The organism is Arthrobacter antioxidans (assembly GCF_023100725.1).
Taxonomy (GTDB): domain Bacteria; phylum Actinomycetota; class Actinomycetes; order Actinomycetales; family Micrococcaceae; genus Arthrobacter_D; species Arthrobacter_D antioxidans.
In genome coordinates this window covers 3,642,510-3,657,807 of record NZ_CP095501.1, presented here as the reverse complement: position 1 = coordinate 3,657,807, position 15,298 = coordinate 3,642,510, and the positions used below count along the sequence as shown (strand labels likewise).

General features: G+C 70.1%; 17 protein-coding genes. 13 read left to right on the top strand and 4 right to left on the bottom strand.

The features are described 5' to 3' along the window. The first annotated feature begins 149 nt into the window (after nt 1-149). The 5 genes from MWM45_RS17010 (at nt 150) to MWM45_RS16990 (ending at nt 3,418) form a co-directional block, all read left to right on the top strand. Entirely contained in the window at nt 150-488 is a 339-nt protein-coding gene (locus MWM45_RS17010) for a hypothetical protein (RefSeq protein WP_247827472.1), read from the top strand. Nucleotides 489-653: 165 nt separating this feature from the next. Beyond that, complete coding sequence (locus MWM45_RS17005) at nt 654-1,499, top strand: class II glutamine amidotransferase (RefSeq protein ID WP_247827471.1); 846 nt, start codon at nt 654-656, stop codon at nt 1,497-1,499. A gap of 148 nt (nt 1,500-1,647) precedes the next feature. Next, on the top strand, nt 1,648-2,124 hold the full coding sequence (locus MWM45_RS17000; protein WP_247827470.1) for a DUF6325 family protein: 477 nt from the start codon (nt 1,648-1,650) through the stop codon (nt 2,122-2,124). Nucleotide 2,125: 1 nt separating this feature from the next. Continuing rightward, nucleotides 2,126-2,281: a hypothetical protein gene (locus MWM45_RS16995; RefSeq protein WP_156135027.1), complete on the top strand. Its 156-nt coding sequence runs from the start codon at nt 2,126-2,128 to the stop codon at nt 2,279-2,281. A 261-nt stretch (nt 2,282-2,542) separates the two neighbouring features. After that, nucleotides 2,543-3,418 (top strand): TPM domain-containing protein, encoded by an 876-nt coding sequence (locus MWM45_RS16990; RefSeq protein ID WP_247827469.1) that lies wholly within the window; start codon nt 2,543-2,545, stop codon nt 3,416-3,418. Between the two features lie 21 nt (nt 3,419-3,439). Here the strand turns inward: MWM45_RS16990 and MWM45_RS16985 are convergent, their stop codons facing one another. Both MWM45_RS16985 and MWM45_RS16980 read right to left on the bottom strand, forming a co-directional pair. Further along, nucleotides 3,440-5,053: a peptide chain release factor 3 gene (locus MWM45_RS16985; RefSeq protein WP_247827468.1), complete on the bottom strand. Its 1,614-nt coding sequence runs from the start codon at nt 5,051-5,053 to the stop codon at nt 3,440-3,442. Nucleotides 5,054-5,174: 121 nt separating this feature from the next. Continuing rightward, nucleotides 5,175-5,747: a GNAT family N-acetyltransferase gene (locus MWM45_RS16980; protein ID WP_247827467.1), complete on the bottom strand. Its 573-nt coding sequence runs from the start codon at nt 5,745-5,747 to the stop codon at nt 5,175-5,177. 204 nt (nt 5,748-5,951) lie between these two features. On the opposite strand from MWM45_RS16980, the gene MWM45_RS16975 reads away from it, so the two are divergent. Then, on the top strand, nt 5,952-6,212 hold the full coding sequence (locus tag MWM45_RS16975) for a WGxxGxxG family protein (RefSeq protein ID WP_247827466.1): 261 nt from the start codon (nt 5,952-5,954) through the stop codon (nt 6,210-6,212). Nucleotides 6,213-6,305: 93 nt separating this feature from the next. Here MWM45_RS16975 and MWM45_RS16970 read toward each other — a convergent pair whose 3' ends face one another. Next, complete coding sequence (locus tag MWM45_RS16970) at nt 6,306-7,880, bottom strand: MFS transporter (RefSeq protein WP_247827465.1); 1,575 nt, start codon at nt 7,878-7,880, stop codon at nt 6,306-6,308. Between the two features lie 61 nt (nt 7,881-7,941). Between MWM45_RS16970 and MWM45_RS16965 the strand changes: the two genes are divergently transcribed. The 3 genes from MWM45_RS16965 to MWM45_RS16955 all read left to right on the top strand — a co-directional run bounded on the left by MWM45_RS16965 (nt 7,942) and on the right by MWM45_RS16955 (nt 9,718). Continuing rightward, nucleotides 7,942-8,499: a TetR/AcrR family transcriptional regulator gene (locus MWM45_RS16965; protein WP_247827464.1), complete on the top strand. Its 558-nt coding sequence runs from the start codon at nt 7,942-7,944 to the stop codon at nt 8,497-8,499. A 119-nt stretch (nt 8,500-8,618) separates the two neighbouring features. Continuing rightward, nucleotides 8,619-9,038 (top strand): large conductance mechanosensitive channel protein MscL, encoded by a 420-nt coding sequence (mscL, locus tag MWM45_RS16960; protein ID WP_247827463.1) that lies wholly within the window; start codon nt 8,619-8,621, stop codon nt 9,036-9,038. Further along, complete coding sequence (locus MWM45_RS16955; RefSeq protein WP_247827462.1) at nt 9,035-9,718, top strand: Pr6Pr family membrane protein; 684 nt, start codon at nt 9,035-9,037, stop codon at nt 9,716-9,718. Before mscL ends, MWM45_RS16955 begins: the two co-directional genes overlap by 4 nt. A 62-nt stretch (nt 9,719-9,780) precedes the next feature. Here MWM45_RS16955 and MWM45_RS16950 read toward each other — a convergent pair whose 3' ends face one another. Beyond that, on the bottom strand, nt 9,781-11,268 hold the full coding sequence (locus MWM45_RS16950; protein ID WP_247827461.1) for an FAD-dependent oxidoreductase: 1,488 nt from the start codon (nt 11,266-11,268) through the stop codon (nt 9,781-9,783). 129 nt (nt 11,269-11,397) lie between these two features. Between MWM45_RS16950 and MWM45_RS16945 the strand changes: the two genes are divergently transcribed. From MWM45_RS16945 to MWM45_RS16930, 4 genes are all read left to right on the top strand, one after another. Then, nucleotides 11,398-12,939 (top strand): cryptochrome/photolyase family protein, encoded by a 1,542-nt coding sequence (locus tag MWM45_RS16945; protein ID WP_247827460.1) that lies wholly within the window; start codon nt 11,398-11,400, stop codon nt 12,937-12,939. Nucleotides 12,940-12,947: 8 nt separating this feature from the next. Continuing rightward, entirely contained in the window at nt 12,948-13,931 is a 984-nt protein-coding gene (locus MWM45_RS16940) for an aldo/keto reductase (RefSeq protein WP_247827459.1), read from the top strand. A gap of 133 nt (nt 13,932-14,064) precedes the next feature. Continuing rightward, nucleotides 14,065-14,319, top strand: coding sequence for a hypothetical protein (locus MWM45_RS16935; RefSeq protein ID WP_043442428.1), 255 nt, complete (start codon nt 14,065-14,067; stop codon nt 14,317-14,319). Between the two features lie 15 nt (nt 14,320-14,334). Further along, entirely contained in the window at nt 14,335-15,252 is a 918-nt protein-coding gene (locus MWM45_RS16930; protein ID WP_247827458.1) for an FHA domain-containing protein, read from the top strand. Nucleotides 15,253-15,298 lie beyond the last annotated feature (46 nt).

Genomic DNA, 15,298 nt, shown 5'->3' with positions numbered 1-15,298 from the left:
GGGGCGTCAGCGCGGGCTCACCGCACTCTTCCCCTGCGGAGGATGCAGGGGGAGCCCGAAGGGGCGAATCGCCGAGGTCCTGATCATGAGCAGGGACGCGGAAGGACCAGGGGGAGCGGGCAACTACTACAACTCCCTGGGGGTGGTCGATGACGTCTCCGACGAGGACTTCGATCCCCTACCGGGAGACGGTCTCCAGGCGCACCACCACGTGGTTCTTCGAAGCCGGCTCGGAGGTCTACGAGCTGGTGTCTTCCGAGGGAATCGTGTTCGTCATGCAGAGCGCCTCGTTGAGAGTGGACCCCGGCAATACGGCCGACAGACTGCAGACACTCGGCGAACGCCTTGCGTTGCCGGAGGGATGGACCTATCGGGCCCGGACGCTCGAGGACGAACTCGTCATGCGGGCCACCTCTGACAGCGACCCGCCGAACACGGTCGTCCTCGACGAGCTCGAGAACAACTACCAGCGCCTCCGGACCGCGTAGTCCGCGAGGACTGCGGCGGGAGGTCACCCCGCGCGGGTGACGTACCGCATGTCGCCTGTGCGCAGGATGGGAACGGACGTCCTCAGCCCGGCTGGGACGGCCATGAAGGCCGGCGGACTGGCTCCGGCCCGGTCTGGACATCCGGCCCGATCCGAAGGAGACGACATGTGTCGTTGGCTAGCGTACTCAGGTTCCCCCGTGCGATTGGACGACCTCCTCTACAGGCCCGTCAACTCACTCGTCATGCAGAGCAAGCACTCCCGTATGGGCGTCGAGACCACCAACGGGGACGGGTTCGGCGTCGGCTGGTACGGGACCGGGCCGACTCCCGGGGTCTACCACAGCACGGAGCCTGCCTGGCACGACCGCAACCTGCGTGAGCTCGCAGGGCATGCCTCGGCGGGCCACGTCTTCGCCCATATCCGTGCCACGACCGGCACGGCCGTCCAGCAGACGAACTGCCATCCGTTCCGCCACGGCCGGTGGCTCTGGATGCACAACGGGGTCCTCGCGGATTTCTCGAAGGTGAAGCGCGATCTGGCCCTGGCGGTCGAGCCCAGCCTCTATCCCGAGATCGAAGGGTCCACGGATTCGGAGCTGTTCTTCTACCTCGCCCTCACCTTCGGGCTGGAACGGGATCCACGCGCGGCGGTCGCCGAGGCGGTGGGACTGATCGAGGACACCGGACGGCGCCACGGCATCGACTACCCCATCCAGATGACGGTCGCCACCACCGACGGCGACACCACCTGGGCCTTCCGCTATTCCAGCGAGGGTAACTCGCGATCGCTGTTCCACAGCAACGACATCGCGACCCTCCGTGCCCAGTACCCGGACAACCCGTTGCTCCACGAACTCTCGGACAACGCGCGGTTGGTGGTGTCCGAACCGCTGGGGGATCTCAAAGGAGCATGGCGGGAAGTGCCGGATGCCACCTGCGTCGTCGTGCACGAGGGCGAGCAGGAGCTGTACCCGTTCGCTCCCGAGCTTCCGGTCGCTGCGGCTGTCTGATACACCTCCGAAGTCCACCTGTCGGACGTGGATGGCCCGGCGCGAGGTCACCCCGGGCGGGTGACGCGCCGCCTGTGACCGGCACACAGGATGAGACTGCGGCAGTCCGTCGGACCGCCCCTGACACTGAGAAACGGAGGTCTTCAGCATGGCTGAGACGTTGGATGAACTAGGGCCGGTGGACTGGCTCGTCGTGGAGTTCCCCGGGCCGGACTTCGGTAGGGGTCAGATCGCCCCGTTCCTGGACGACCTGGTCAACCGTGAACTCGTCAGGGTCCTCGACATGGCGTTCCTGCGGAAGAACGCGGACGGCGCGCTCGAGACGGCGGAGATCTCCGATCTCGACGAGACCGAGCTCGGCGGGGTGCGCATGGCCGAGGCCGAGCTCGCGATGGTGCTCTCCGAGCAGGACATCATGGACCTGGCCGAGACGATCGAGCCCGGACACTCCGCTGCGGTGCTCGTCTGGGAGAACCAGTGGGCCGCCCCGTTCGGTGCGGCCGTCCGCAAGGCCGGCGGCCAGCTCGTGGCCAGCGGCCGGATCCCGACCCAGGCGGTCATCGCCGCCTTCCAGGCCGACGAGGCCGACGCCCGGTCGGCCGAAGGAATGAAGGAAGGAGTCTGACATGCCACTCGCAGCACGCCGCAGGCGCAGGACCGCCGCCGCCGTCGGAGGGGCCATCGTCGTCGCCCACGGGATCAACCGTCGTGGAGACCGCCGGGAGGACCGCCGGGACGACCGAGGAGACCGGCGCGAGGATCGCCGCGACCGCCGCGACTGACATCCCGGCTGAGATGTCACTTCGGGATCCTCTTCGCTGGTGCGCATGACTTCCGGGTCATGTGCACCAGCTCCCTCCGCACGATATGGAGCGCCGCCGCCCCGGCCAGGTCTGGTTCGAGATGCATGGGTCGGCGGAGTATCGTCCCCCTGGTAGACGTTCCACGCGGGTAGACGTTCCACGCGGCGCGGGTGTTCCACTGGCGGGATCCCGCCCGCGCCCGGCGGAAGGCGACCGTCGAGGCAGGGGGGGGGTAGGACCATGACGAGACATCATTCAGGGGTCGTCACGGTGGGTGCGTCCCTGATGCTGATCGCACTCTCGGGCTGCGGCGGGGGCGGGCCCGCTTCCGTGCCGGAACCGCCGGTGACGGGCAACGTCCTCGATTCCGCCGACGTCCTGACAGCCGCCGAAGAGCAGGAGCTGAACGCGCTCATCGACGGGGGGAACAGCCGGACCGGTGCCGCGCGCGTGGCCGTCCTGACGGTGGAGGACGCGAGCGGGTCCATCGAGGACTACGCCCGCTCCGTCGCGACCGCCTGGGGCGTGGGTGACGCCGGCGCCGACAACGGCGTGCTGATCCTTGCGGACACCGGGGCGCGCGAGCTGCGCATCGAGACCGCCGACGGCGCACGCGGGACGTTCTCCGACGACGACGCCGCGCAGGTCATCGAGGACGTCCTCGAGCCGGCATTCGCCGACGAGGAGTACGCGACCGGGCTGACCGAGGCCGTCGGGCAGATCTACGACTACGCACGAGGTCAGGGTCCGGTCAAGGAGCCGTTCGACTGGGTGCTCTTCGGGTGGGTCGCGGGCGGCATCGCCGTCCTCCTGGGCGGACTCGTGTGGCTGTTCGCCGCGGACTCCCGCCGCCGTCGTCGCGTGGCCGACGAGGAGTTGCGGGCGGCCGAGGACGCCGACCCTGAGCTGCGCCTGACCGAGCAGCAGCGAGCGGCGTACCGGAAGTACCGGTACAGCCACCGGGGCGACGACGCCGTGGGCAACCCGGCACTCTGGCTCCCCCTCTACATCGCCAACCCCGCGCTCTACTCCGGGGGCACGGGGGGCAACACCTCGGGGTCCTCCTTCAACGGAGGCGGCGGCTTCAGCGGCGGCGGGGCGTCGGGCAGCTACTGACCATAAGGAGAAGTGCGGACCCTACTGGTCGACGGCTGCGCCGATCGGCTCGAGCACGACGTCGGGGAAGTCCTTCCTGAAGTGCCCCACCTTCCACTTGTCCCCGAACACGGCCACGATCTCGCCGTCGGACCGGAAGAGGATCTCGCCGCCGCGGAAGGTCCCGGGGACGCCCTGGCTCTCCGGGGCCACGCGCATGGCGAGCGTATAGGAGAGGTTGTCCAGCGACGTGGGTGCGTTGAACTCGGTGCCGAGCCGCTGGGCGGCGACCTCGAACTGCAGGGCCCCGACGGCGGCGAGCACGGGCGCCTGGTCACCGCGGAGGTCCGAGCGCAGCACCTGCACCACGCCCTCGTGCTCGAGCTGCTCGATCCCGCGGCGGAACTGCTTGTACCGTCCCGGGTCCTTGGCGCGCGCGACCGCGAACAGCTCGGGGGAGAAGCGCGGGATGTCGGGGAACTGCACGGGCTCCTCGGCGAACAGGCTGTCGCCCACGCGCAGGCTCGTCGCGTTCACGAGTCCGACGACGTCGCCAGGCCACGCGGTGTCCACCACCTCGCGGCTGCGGCCGAGGACGCGGTGCGCGTACTTGGTGGCGAAGGGCTTCCCGGTGCGCTGGTTGGTGATGACCATGCCGCGCTCGAACGTGCCGGAGCAGATGCGCAGGTACGCGATGTGGTCGCGGTGGGCGCTGTCCTGGCCGGCCTGCACCTTGAACACGAACCCGGACATCGGCGCGTCGATGGGGCGCGGCTCGTCCTCCTTCGAGGGACGCGGCGAGGGGGAGGGAGCCACGTCCACCAGGATGTCGAGGAGCTGGGAGACGCCGAAGTTCTTGGCCGCGGCCGCGAAGAGGACGGGCGTCTGCCGGGCCGCCTCGAACTCCTCGCGGTCGAAGGAACCGTTCGAGGACTCGACGAGCCCCGACTCCTCGCGCGCGTCGAGCCAGGCGCCGGCGTCGCGCGGGTCGAGGGCGTCGATGTCCACCTCGGTCTCCGTGGCGGCCTGGGCGCCGGCCTCCACGGCCGTCAGCGCGATCGCGCGCTCCGCCCGCAGGTCGATGAGGCCCTGGAACTCCCCGGCGATCCCGGCCGGCCAGGTGAGCGGGACCGGGGTCATCCCGGTGCGCTCCCCGACGTCGTCGATCAGGCCGAGGGCGTCGAGGCCCGGCCGGTCCCACTTGTTGATGACCGTGATGATCGGGATGTTCCGCGCCTTGCACACGGCGAGCAGCTTGACGGTCTGCGGCTCGAAGCCCTTGGCGGCGTCGATCAGCATGACCGCGGAATCGACGGCGGCGAGGACGCGGTAGGTGTCCTCCGAGAAGTCCGCGTGGCCCGGGGTGTCGACGACGTTGAGGATGGTGTCACGGTAGGTCAGCTGGAGGGCCGCGGAGCTGATCGAGATCCCGCGCTCCTGCTCGATGCCCATCCAGTCCGACACCGTGGCGTGACGACTCGACTTGCCGTGCGTGACACCGGCGTCCTGGATGGCCCGGGCGAGGAGCGCCAGCGCCTCGGTGAGGGTCGACTTCCCGGCGTCGGGGTGGGAGATGACGGCGAAGGTACGTCGGCGTCCGGCCTCGCGGCGGACGGCGTCGGCGTCGAGGACGGGGGATTCGGTTAGCAGGGCCACCCTTCCATTGTCCCCGATGCCGGCGGGACACCCGTCGGTGAGCGCATCTGTTCGCTGTGCGCATCAGTGCCAGCGGCCCGGGCGGGCCCGTGGTGGCCGATACCGAGGGCACTTCCGGTGGTCAGGGCAGCTCGAGCCGCATGAGGATCCGGGGGAACCCGCTCACCACCGACGCCGTGTCGGCCGCCTTCGTGAATCCTGCTGCCTCGAAGAGCCGGCGTGTGCCGACGTAGGCCATCGTGGTGTCCACCTTCCCGCCCGCGTTGTCCACCGGGTACCCCTCGACGGCCGGAGCCCCGTGGCTCACCGCGAAGTCCACCGCGCCGGCGAGCAGTCGATGCGAGATGCCCTTGCCGCGGTGTCCCGGCCTCACCCGGATGCACCACACCGACCACACGTCGGCGTCACCGACGCGGGGAATCGTGCGGCTGCGGGCGAACGCCGTCCCGGCGCGCGGGTGGACGGCAGCCCATCCGACGACGTCGTCGCCGTCGTAGGCGAGCACGCCGGGCGGCGGATCCTCCTGGCACAGGCGCTGCACGAGATCACCGCGATCCCGCCCCGTCAGCGCGGCGTTCTGCTTCGCCGGGAGGCGGTAGCTGAGGCACCAGCAGGCGGTCGCGTCCACGCGCCGGGGTCCCACCATCGTCGCGACATCCTCGAACGCCGTCGCCGGGCGTACCTCGATCACCATGACCCCACTGTTCCACCCGCACCTCCGGCGGACAACGGTTACTGCGAACGGTTCTGTGGCGGCGTCCATGCGCCCGTGTACCCGCGGTCCCCGCGACTCGCAAGCACTTTCGAGAGTTGTTTCGAGGGCGAGGATCGACAAATGATAAGTAGGCTGATGAATGGAGTCCCAGCAGGGTCCCTTCCCCCCAATCCAAGGAGCGTCATGATTCGCAAGACCGCAGCTACCGCAGCACTCTCCCTCGCCATCCTGACGGGGATGGCAGCCCCTTCCATCGCCGCCGAAGAGCCGGCCTCCACGACCGAGCAGAGCCAGGAGAGCGACGACAGCGGCGACAACGGACTGTGGGGCCTCCTCGGCCTCCTCGGCCTCGCAGGCCTGCTGAAGAAGAACAAGAAGGAGCACGTCGATCACCGTGCCAACGGCACCTCGGGCGTCAACGACCCGAACCGCACCGGACACTAGGTCCCGGCTCCGGGCGGGTCCGAAGCCCGCCCGGCACGACAAGGGTCCATTCCTCCAGGAATGGACCCTTGTCGTGTTCCCGGGGGTTGTCGCCTAGTGGTCGACGCGCTCCGCCGTCGTGCCGCGCAGGCTCCAGGCGGCGAGGACGGACGCGCCGGCCATGAGCAGTGCCGCGATGCCGGACGTCAGCGTGATGCCGCTGTCGAAGGCGTGGAACGCCGAGTCCCGGAGCAGCGCCGCGCTGGTCGGGCCGAGCTGGGTCGCGACCTCGACCGCGCCGCCGAGGGTCTCGGTGGACGTCTCCGCCTGGCCGCTGCTGAGTCCCGCGGGGAGGGTCAGGTCGCGCTGGTAGGACGCGAGCAGGATGCTGCCGAGCACTGCGGTCCCGAGGACCGAGCCGACCTCGTAGGCGGTTTCGGACACGGCGGATGCCGCGCCGGCCTTGGCGGCCGGGACGGAGGACAGGATGAGGTCGTTGGAGATTGTCTCGGATGCGCCGACCCCGATCCCGAGGATCACGAACGCGGCCATGAGGAAGCCCGCGGACCCGCCCTCGCCCAGCAGGGCGATCATCGCGTACGCGACGGCCGAGAACATCAGGGCCACCGGGACGACGACGTGCGGCGGGCACCGGCGGGCCAGCGGCACGACGGCGAGGCCGGCGATGATCGTCACGAGGAGGCCCGGCAGCAGGACCAGTCCGGCGTCGAGCGGGCTGAACCCGAGCACCAGCTGGAGATGCTGCGAGACGAAGAACAGGAAGCCGACGAGCGAGAAGATCGCGAAGAGGTTCACCAGGACGGCGCCGCTGAAGGCACGCACCGTGAACAGGCGGACGTCGAGCATGGGGTTGCGGCGCTGCAGCTGGCGGGCGACGAAGGCGGTGCCCGCGGCGAGCCCGATGAAGGCCGCCGTCACCGAGATGAGCAGCGGGCCTCCCTTCGCCAGGTTCTTGATGGCGTAGACGACCGGCAGCATGGTCCCGATGGACAGGACGATGCCGGCGTAGTCCACGAGGCCCGGATGGGAATCCTTCGACTCGGGGACCAGGGCGGGGGTCAGCGCGAGCATGAGCACCAGCACGGGTACCGCGAGGAGGAAGACGGAGCCCCACCAGAAGTGTTCGAGCAGGATGCCGCCGAGCAGGGGGCCGAGCGCCGCGCCGGCCGAGAAGCCCGCAGCCCAGACCGCGATGGCGATCCGGCGCTGGTTCCGGTCCATGAAGATATTGCGGATGAGCGAGAGGGTCGAGGGCATGAGCATGGCGCCGAAGACACCGAGACCCACGCGGGCGGCGACCAGGAACGCCGCCGTGGGCGCGAATGCCGCGATCACCGAGAAGACGGCGAAGCCCACCGCGCCGATCATGAGCAGGCGGCGGCGGCCGAAGCGATCGCCGAAGCTGCCCATCGCCACCAGCAGGCCGGCGAGCACGAGGGGGTAGCTGTCAACGATCCAGAGCAGGGTGGTCCCGCTCGTGGCGAAGTGGCGGGAGATCTCGGGCAGGGCGAAGCTCAGCACGGTGTTGTCGACGGAGACCAGCAGCACCGGCAGCATCAGCACGGCGAGGGCGAACCACTCGCGGCGGCCGGCCAGGGGGTCGGGGGACTGAACGGCACGCGGGTTCACCCCGGATGCACGTGCGGAGAAGGAGGGTGTCGTGGTCATCCATCCAAGCTATACCGTCCAGCCGGTACAGTACAACAATCGTGACCGGTATCATCAGGGAGTGTCCAGTTCCCGCGAGCGCATCCTCGACAGCTTCGAGAAAGCACTGATCCGTGACGGCGAGAGGGCCGCCACCATGGAAGCGGTGGCCGCGGCCGCCGACGTCTCCAAGGGCGGACTGCTCTATCACTTCCCCTCCAAGGAGGCCCTCGTCGAGGGCCTGGCCGACCGCCTCCGCGGCCTCGCCGACAGGGACCGCGAGATGATGACGGCGGCGCCGGACGGGGCGGCCCGCTACTACGTCCGGACGTCCGTCTTCGAGGACAGCCCGCTCGACCGCGCGCTCGTGTCCATGGCGCGCCTCGCACAGCAGGGGCACCCGACGGCGAAGGCCTCCCTCGCCGACATCCAGGAACGGTGGCTCGACGCGCTCGACGCCCAGCTCGGTGACCGCACGACGGCGCACGCCGTCAAGCTCCTCGGCGACGGCCTCTACTACGACGCCGCCTTCTTCGCCTCGGCCGGGACCGGCCGGACGAGCGGCGCGGAGATCGAGGAACTGCTCGGCGTCGTGGACCTCATCGTCAGCCGGAGCGGGCGCGGCGCCACGCCCCGGTGAGCCTCGTCCCCGTCATCCGGCGTCGGGACGGGTCCGACGGAGGGCGCCTCACTAGAGTGAGGCGTGCAGGCAGGATCCACCCGGACCAGCGGCACGGGCACTCAGCGAGGGGACAGCGGATGATCAAGGGTTTCAGGGACTTCATCCTGCGCGGCAACGTGATCGAACTGGCGATCGCCGTCGTCATCGGCAGTGCCTTCACGGCTCTCGTCAGCGCCTTCACGGCGAACATCATCAACCCGGTCATCGCATCGGCCGGCGGGATCGACACCGACGGGTTCGGCTTCCTGATCCGGGAGGGCAACGACGCCACCTTCGTCGACGTGGGTGCCGTGCTCACGGCCGTGGTCACCTTCCTCATCACCGCGGCCGTGGTCTACTTCGTGTTCGTCGTGCCCATGAACCGTGCCCGTGCGCGACTGCAAACGCTCGCCGCACCGGAGGACCCGGAGGAGGCGCCGACCCCCGTCGACACCGCCCTCCTCATGGAGATGCGGGACCTGCTGAAGGACCTGGCGTCCAGGGGAATCCGGCCGTGACGGGGGCACCCGCGGGCGTGCGCGCTCTCCGCCCGCAGACCCTGCCGCTCCGCGCCGCCGTCCGCCTGGTGGTGGGGGTGGTCGTGGTCCTCGCAGTCCTCTCCACCTTTTTGGACACGGCGTCCCGGGGCGCCGTGAACCCGTTCAACTTCTTCGGATTCTTCACCATCCAGGGCAACCTCCTGGCCGCGGGCGTCCTCCTCCTCGCCGCCGTGCTCCAGATCCGCGGAGCGGCCGACCCCGAATGGCTCCTGCCCGTCCGTGCTGCCGTCACCACGTACATGTCCGTCGTCGGCGTCGTCTACAACCTGCTGCTGGCCGGACTCCCGGGCGGCGTTGAGCTCGCCTGGGCCAACTGGGTCATGCATGTCGGATTCCCCGTCTACGCCGTCCTGGACTGGGTCGTCGCCGCCGACCGCCGTGCGCTCTCCTACCGCGTCCTGCGCCTCGTCCTCGTCTTCCCGCTGGCCTGGGTGACGGTGGTCCTCGTGCGGGGTGCCGCCGACGGCTGGGTGCCGTACCCGTTCCTCGACCCGGCGTCGGGCTATGCCTCGGTGGCCCTGTACGTCGTCGTCATCGCGGTGGCCGTCCTGGCCTTCGGTGCCGTGGTGATCCTCATCAGCCGGCGCGCGCGACCGGTCGCCGAACTCGTCGGAGGGGCCCGGCGCGGACGCGCCTGACCCGCGCCCGCCGGGGCTCCGCCCCGCGCCTGCCCGGGCGAGGCCTGATCGAGCGCGGCGCGTCAGCGCCGCGTATCGGCGAGGTCCGATGTCGACGGCCCCTCGAGCAGCTTCCCGTCCGCCGTGAAGCGCGACCCGTGGAGCGGGCAGTCCCAGGACCGCTCGGCGTCGTTCCAGGCCAGGATCCCCTTCAGGTGGGGGCAGACGGCCGACACGCGGTGCTGAACGCCGTCCACCGTGCACACCCCGACGGGGCGCGCACCCTCGCGGATCACGCGGCCCTCACCCTCGCCGGGCGTGGAGGACGAGGACCGCGCGAGGCCGCCCAACCAGCCGGACACCATCTCCATGCCGACCGCGGCGTTCGCCTGCGCCGTCTGCAGCGCGTCGGTCGGGCTGACCCTGGTCCGGTACAGGGTCTCGGCCCAGGGCATGTTGCCGCCGAGGATCTCCCCCGAGAGGGCCAGTGATGCCGCCACTGCGTTGGTCATGCCCCACTTGTTGTAGCCCGTGGCTGCGTAGATGTGTCCGCCGCCGGCCGGGACCTTGCCCACGTAGGGGACGGCCGCGGCGGGCGTGTAGTCCTGGGCCGACCAGGCGTAGGCGGGGCGCGCCGTCGGGAAGTACTCCCGCGCCCACCGCGCGAGGCCGTCCACCCTCGCCTGCGTGTTGGTGTTGTGCCCCACCTTGTGGCCGTTGCCCCCGACGATCAGGTACGTGGTGCCGCCGACGACGGCGGTGCGCAGCGACCGGGTAGGGGAGTCGGCGCTGAGGTACATGTCCTCCGGGACGTCGCCCTCCACGGTCAGTGCCACGCAGTACGAGCGCATGGGCTGCAGCACGGCGAAGTAGCCGCCGCGGTCGAGGATGGGGATGCCCGTGGCGAGGACGACGTCCGACGCCGTCACCGGACCCGCGCTGGTCTTCAGTTCAACGCCGTGCGCCCCCGTCCTCGCGACGCCCTCGACGCGGACGCCCTCGACCAGCGTGCCGCCGTGCCGCCTGAACTCCGAGGCCAGTCCGGCCAGCACCTCCAGCGGGTGGAACTGGGCCTGGTCCCTCAGGCGCAGCGTCTTCCGCACGGGGAAGGGGAGGGTGGCGGCGCTGCCCAGTTCGGTGGCGAGGCCTGCCGCGACGCACGCCTCGTGCTCGTCGGTCAGCTTCCGCGCCCCCGAGTCCGTGGTGGCGTATTCGACGGCGTCCCGGGTCTGGTAGCCGATACCGTTCTCGTCGCAGAAACGCAGCAGCCAGCTCTGCCCCTCGCGGTTCCCGAGGACGTAGGCCCGGGCGAGCTCCACGTCGTGGTGTTTCAGGATCGCCGAGATGGTCGTCCCCTGCAGGAGCGAGAGCTTTGCCGTGGTGTTGCCCGTGGTCACCGCTCCGGCCGTCCGGGCCTCGAGAACCGCCACCCGGTGCCCGGCCCGGGACAGCAGGAGCGCCGTCGTCAGCCCGGTCAGCCCGGCCCCGACGACGACCGCGTCGTAGGCGGCGCCGGCCGGCAGGGAGTCGGCCGGGATGTGCGGGGCGGTATCGAGCCAGAGCGATCTCATGAGGGTCCCTTCCGGAGCCGGTCGGTGGTCCCCACCGAACCACCAAGCCCGGCCACGGTCAAGCATCCGGGCCTGTCGGCGGCGGGCGCTAGGGTTGCCGACAACCGTCCCCTGCAGGAAGGCACCTCCGTGCACGTCCAGCTCGTCCTTCCGCACCAGCTGTTCGAGGAGCACCTCGAGGCGTCCCCGGACACGCACTTCGTCTTCCTCGAGGACGACCTCATGTTCCGCAGCCTGCGGTTCCACCAGCAGAAACTCGTCCTGCACCGCGCAGCCATGACCCTCTTCGCGCGGCGGGTCCGGGATGCGGGCTACGGCGTCGACTATGTGGAGACCTCCGCGGAGGCCACCAGCCAGGAGCGGCTGTCGGCCGCGCTCGCGGACCGCGGTGCCTCGCACGCGACCTACTACGACGTCGTCGACGACTGGTTGGACCGGCGCCTCACGCAGACCCTCGCGGACGCCGGCGTGGCGGTGCGGGTCCTCGAGACCCCGCAGTTCCTCACCTCGCGGGATGTCCTCGGCACCTACTTCTCCTCCCACACCTGGCGCATGCAGACCTTCTACGAGTGGCAGCGCAAGCGGCTCGGCATCATGGTGGCGGCCGACGGCTCCCCGACGGGCGGGAAGTGGAGCTTCGATGCCGACAACCGCAAGAAGCTGCCGAAGAAGATCGGGCTGCCGGACCTGCCGCGTTTCGAGCGTCCGCCGGAGGTCGAGGACGCGATCAGCTGGGTGCAGGGCGCGTTCCCGGACAACCCCGGCACCGCGGAGTCCTTCAACTGGCCTGTCACGCACCGCCAGGCCTCCGATGCCCTCGAGGCATTCCTCACCGAGCGCTTCGAGCTGTTCGGCCCGTACGAGGACGCGATCGCGGAGGGTCAGACCTACCTCTTCCACTCGGCCCTGAGCTCCAGCATGAACACCGGTCTGCTCAGCCCCGCCGAGGTGGTGGACCTCGCGCTGGACTTCGCCGACCGCCACGACACACCGATCGCCAGCGTGGAGGGCTTCATCCGGCAGGTCATCGGATGGCGGGAGTACATCCGGGCGTCCTACGTGCTCCGCGGGCGGGAGATGCGGACCGGCAACACCCTCGGGTTCACGGCGGACCTCCACGCGGGCTGGTGGACCGGCGAAACGGGTCTGGCACCCGTGGACTCCGTCATCACCCGCGTCCTCGACACCGCCTACGCCCACCACATCGAGCGGCTCATGGTGCTGGGCAACGCGACCCTGCTCATGCGGGCAAAGCCGGACGCCGTCCATGCGTGGTTCATGGAGATGTTCATCGACGCCTACGACTGGGTGATGGTGCCCAATGTGTACGCGATGAGCCAGTTCGCGGCCGGAACCATGATCACCACTAAGCCGTACGTCAGCGGCAGCAACTACATCAAGAAGATGAGCGACTTCAAGGACGGTCCGTGGCGGTTCAGCTGGGACGCGCTCTACTGGGAGTTCGTGGACGACCACCGCGAGCTGTTCGCCCGCAACCCCCGCTCCACCATGAGCGTGGTGCTCCTCGACCGCATGGACGCCGAGCGGCGGACGGCACTGCGGCACGAGGCGGCGCGGTGGCTCCCGGGCGAGGGGTCGACGACGGCCGTCCCGCCCGCGGACGCGTCGCCGGACACCGACGCGACGGAGGGCACGCTCCCCGGCCTATAGTCGGGATCATGGAACAGAGAACCCTTGGAAGAACCGGTCGTCCCGTCTCCGTCGTCGGCCTCGGCACCTGGCAGCTCGGCGCGGACTGGGGCGAGGTGGAGGACAAGGACGCCGTCGCCGTCCTCGAGGGGGCCGTCGACGCCGGCGTGACCTTCTTCGACACCGCGGACGTCTACGGCGACGGACGCAGCGAATCGACCATCGGGGCGTTCCTCAAGGACAACCCCGGCCTCGACATGCTCGTCGGCACGAAGATGGGCCGCCGCGTCGATCAGGCCCCCGAGAACTACACGCTGGCCAACTTCCGCCAGTGGGTCGACCGGTCGCGGACGAATCTCGGCGTGGACACCCTGGACCTCGTCCAGCTCCACTGCCCGCCGACCGCCGTCTACAGCTCCGACGAGGTCTACGACGCGCTCGACACCCTCGTCGGTGACGGCGTCATCAGGAACTACGGCGTCAGCGTGGAGCGCACCGACGAGGCGCTCGAGGCCATCGCCCGCGGCAACACCGCCAGCGTGCAGATCATCCTGAACGCGTTCCGCCTCAAGCCGCTCGACGACGTCCTGCCCGCGGCACAGGCCGGCGGCGTCGGGATCATCGCGCGCGTCCCCCTGGCGTCGGGACTCCTGTCCGGCAAGTACACCAAGGACACCGCGTTCGCCGACGACGACCACCGCAACTACAACCGGAACGGCGCCGCGTTCGATGTCGGGGAGACCTTCTCGGGCGTCGACTACGCGACCGGCATCGAGGCCGCCCGCGAGTTCGCGGAGCTCGTACCCGACGGCGTCACGACCGCCCAGGCGGCCCTCGCCTGGATCATCGCCCAGGAGGGTGTGAGCACCGTCATCCCCGGCGCCCGCAACCCGGAGCAGGCCCGATCCAACGCGGCAGCGGCCAACCACACGGACCTCGGCGCGCAGCTGAACGCCGCCGTCGCCGATATCTACGACCGCCATTTCAGGGCCACCGTGCACCCCCGATGGTGATCCTCCGACCCGGGACCCGTCCGCACCGCGGACGGGTTCCGCACGGCCGGACGCTCGGCTAGGGTGAGCACTATCACGTCAGACGGAGTTAGAGGACGTCTGTCATTGTTGAACCACCGACGAAGGAATCGACATGACTGAAAACACCTCAGGCGTCAGCACGGGCGAGTCGCACACCATCCGCGACTGGACGGACCTCGCGGAAGAGATGTGGTCCTATTTGACCGGGCGCGGCGCCGCGATCAACTACACGCTGGATGACATGACCGTCGAGGTCCCGCGCGACATCGGTCCCGATGCCCCGCGCGCCACCTGGAAGTTCAACGGCACCCTGCGGATCACCACCAGCGACAACGTCGCCGGCGGCTCCGACCCGCACGCCACCTGATCCGCCGCACGCGTCATGGCCTCATCACTCAGGTTCGACATTGACATCGATTTCTCGCTGGGGGAGCCGGCCATCGACGGCAAGCCGGAAGCAGGGCTGTCCGGCACCGTGAGGGCGGCCGGCGCCACCATCGAGATCTTCGTCGACGACCCCGGCTCCTTCCGTGGGAACAACCTCCCCGGCCTCGGGCAGGTGCGGAGTATCGCCCGGCAGCTGGCGGAGCGCGGACTCGCGGTGTCGGTCTCCGGGCCCAAGGGCCTGCTGGTGAGCATCGGTGCCGTGGAGTCCTCCCTGGCGCAGCGGCTCATCACGCGTTCACCCCACATCCGCCTCGGCTCGCCGGGCACGCTCGCGCCCCTGCTCGGCATCGGCCGGCGCGCACTCGAAAAGGGCGATGCGCCATCGCTCATCCCGCCCTCCACGCCGTTCCCGCTCGTCCCGACGGTCAACCGCAGGATCCGGCGGACCATCACCACCACGCATTACCTGCGGGGGTCGGGGCGCCCCCGCCTCATCTTCGTGCAGAACGCCGCGACGTGGACCGGCCAGGTGCCGCGGGAGTTCGAACTGGTCGCCGAGCGCACCACGGTCGGCAGCGGCGAGGACGCGATGCTTCGGCTCACCGGCCTCGACGAGCTGCATGCCGAGGTGCTCCACACGGAGGACGACGAGTACGTGCTGGTGCCGCACGGCGTCATCACGGGCAGCGTCAACGGCAGGGAACCGTCCGTCCTCCGCACCGGTGCGCGCATCCAGTTCGGGGAGTGGGCGCTCGCGTTCTTCCGCGAGGAGTACGCGGACCACGGACGGCCGTTCGGCGGCCGCAGCGGTGGCGAGCTCGCCTACCAGCGCCCGCAGCGCAATCCGCGGACCGGCGCCACCGAGGTGGACGGCTCCGCCGGCGTCGGGGACTTCCGACGGCGGCGGCCCTGACCCCGGTGCAGCGGGGAGACCGAGGGACGGGACCGGCAGGAGGGCG

Coding starts and splice junctions, on each gene's coding strand:
- MWM45_RS17005 (WP_247827471.1), top strand. CDS start 654: ATGTGTCGTTGGCTAGCGTACTCAGGTTCCCCCGTGCGATTGGACGAC.
- MWM45_RS16940 (WP_247827459.1), top strand. CDS start 12,948: ATGGAACAGAGAACCCTTGGAAGAACCGGTCGTCCCGTCTCCGTCGTC.
- MWM45_RS17010 (WP_247827472.1), top strand. CDS start 150: ATGACGTCTCCGACGAGGACTTCGATCCCCTACCGGGAGACGGTCTCC.
- MWM45_RS16935 (WP_043442428.1), top strand. CDS start 14,065: ATGACTGAAAACACCTCAGGCGTCAGCACGGGCGAGTCGCACACCATC.
- MWM45_RS17000 (WP_247827470.1), top strand. CDS start 1,648: ATGGCTGAGACGTTGGATGAACTAGGGCCGGTGGACTGGCTCGTCGTG.
- MWM45_RS16975 (WP_247827466.1), top strand. CDS start 5,952: ATGATTCGCAAGACCGCAGCTACCGCAGCACTCTCCCTCGCCATCCTG.
- MWM45_RS16990 (WP_247827469.1), top strand. CDS start 2,543: ATGACGAGACATCATTCAGGGGTCGTCACGGTGGGTGCGTCCCTGATG.
- MWM45_RS16930 (WP_247827458.1), top strand. CDS start 14,335: ATGGCCTCATCACTCAGGTTCGACATTGACATCGATTTCTCGCTGGGG.
- MWM45_RS16970 (WP_247827465.1), bottom strand. CDS start 7,880: ATGACCACGACACCCTCCTTCTCCGCACGTGCATCCGGGGTGAACCCG.
- MWM45_RS16950 (WP_247827461.1), bottom strand. CDS start 11,268: ATGAGATCGCTCTGGCTCGATACCGCCCCGCACATCCCGGCCGACTCC.
- MWM45_RS16995 (WP_156135027.1), top strand. CDS start 2,126: ATGCCACTCGCAGCACGCCGCAGGCGCAGGACCGCCGCCGCCGTCGGA.
- mscL (WP_247827463.1), top strand. CDS start 8,619: ATGATCAAGGGTTTCAGGGACTTCATCCTGCGCGGCAACGTGATCGAA.
- MWM45_RS16980 (WP_247827467.1), bottom strand. CDS start 5,747: ATGGTGATCGAGGTACGCCCGGCGACGGCGTTCGAGGATGTCGCGACG.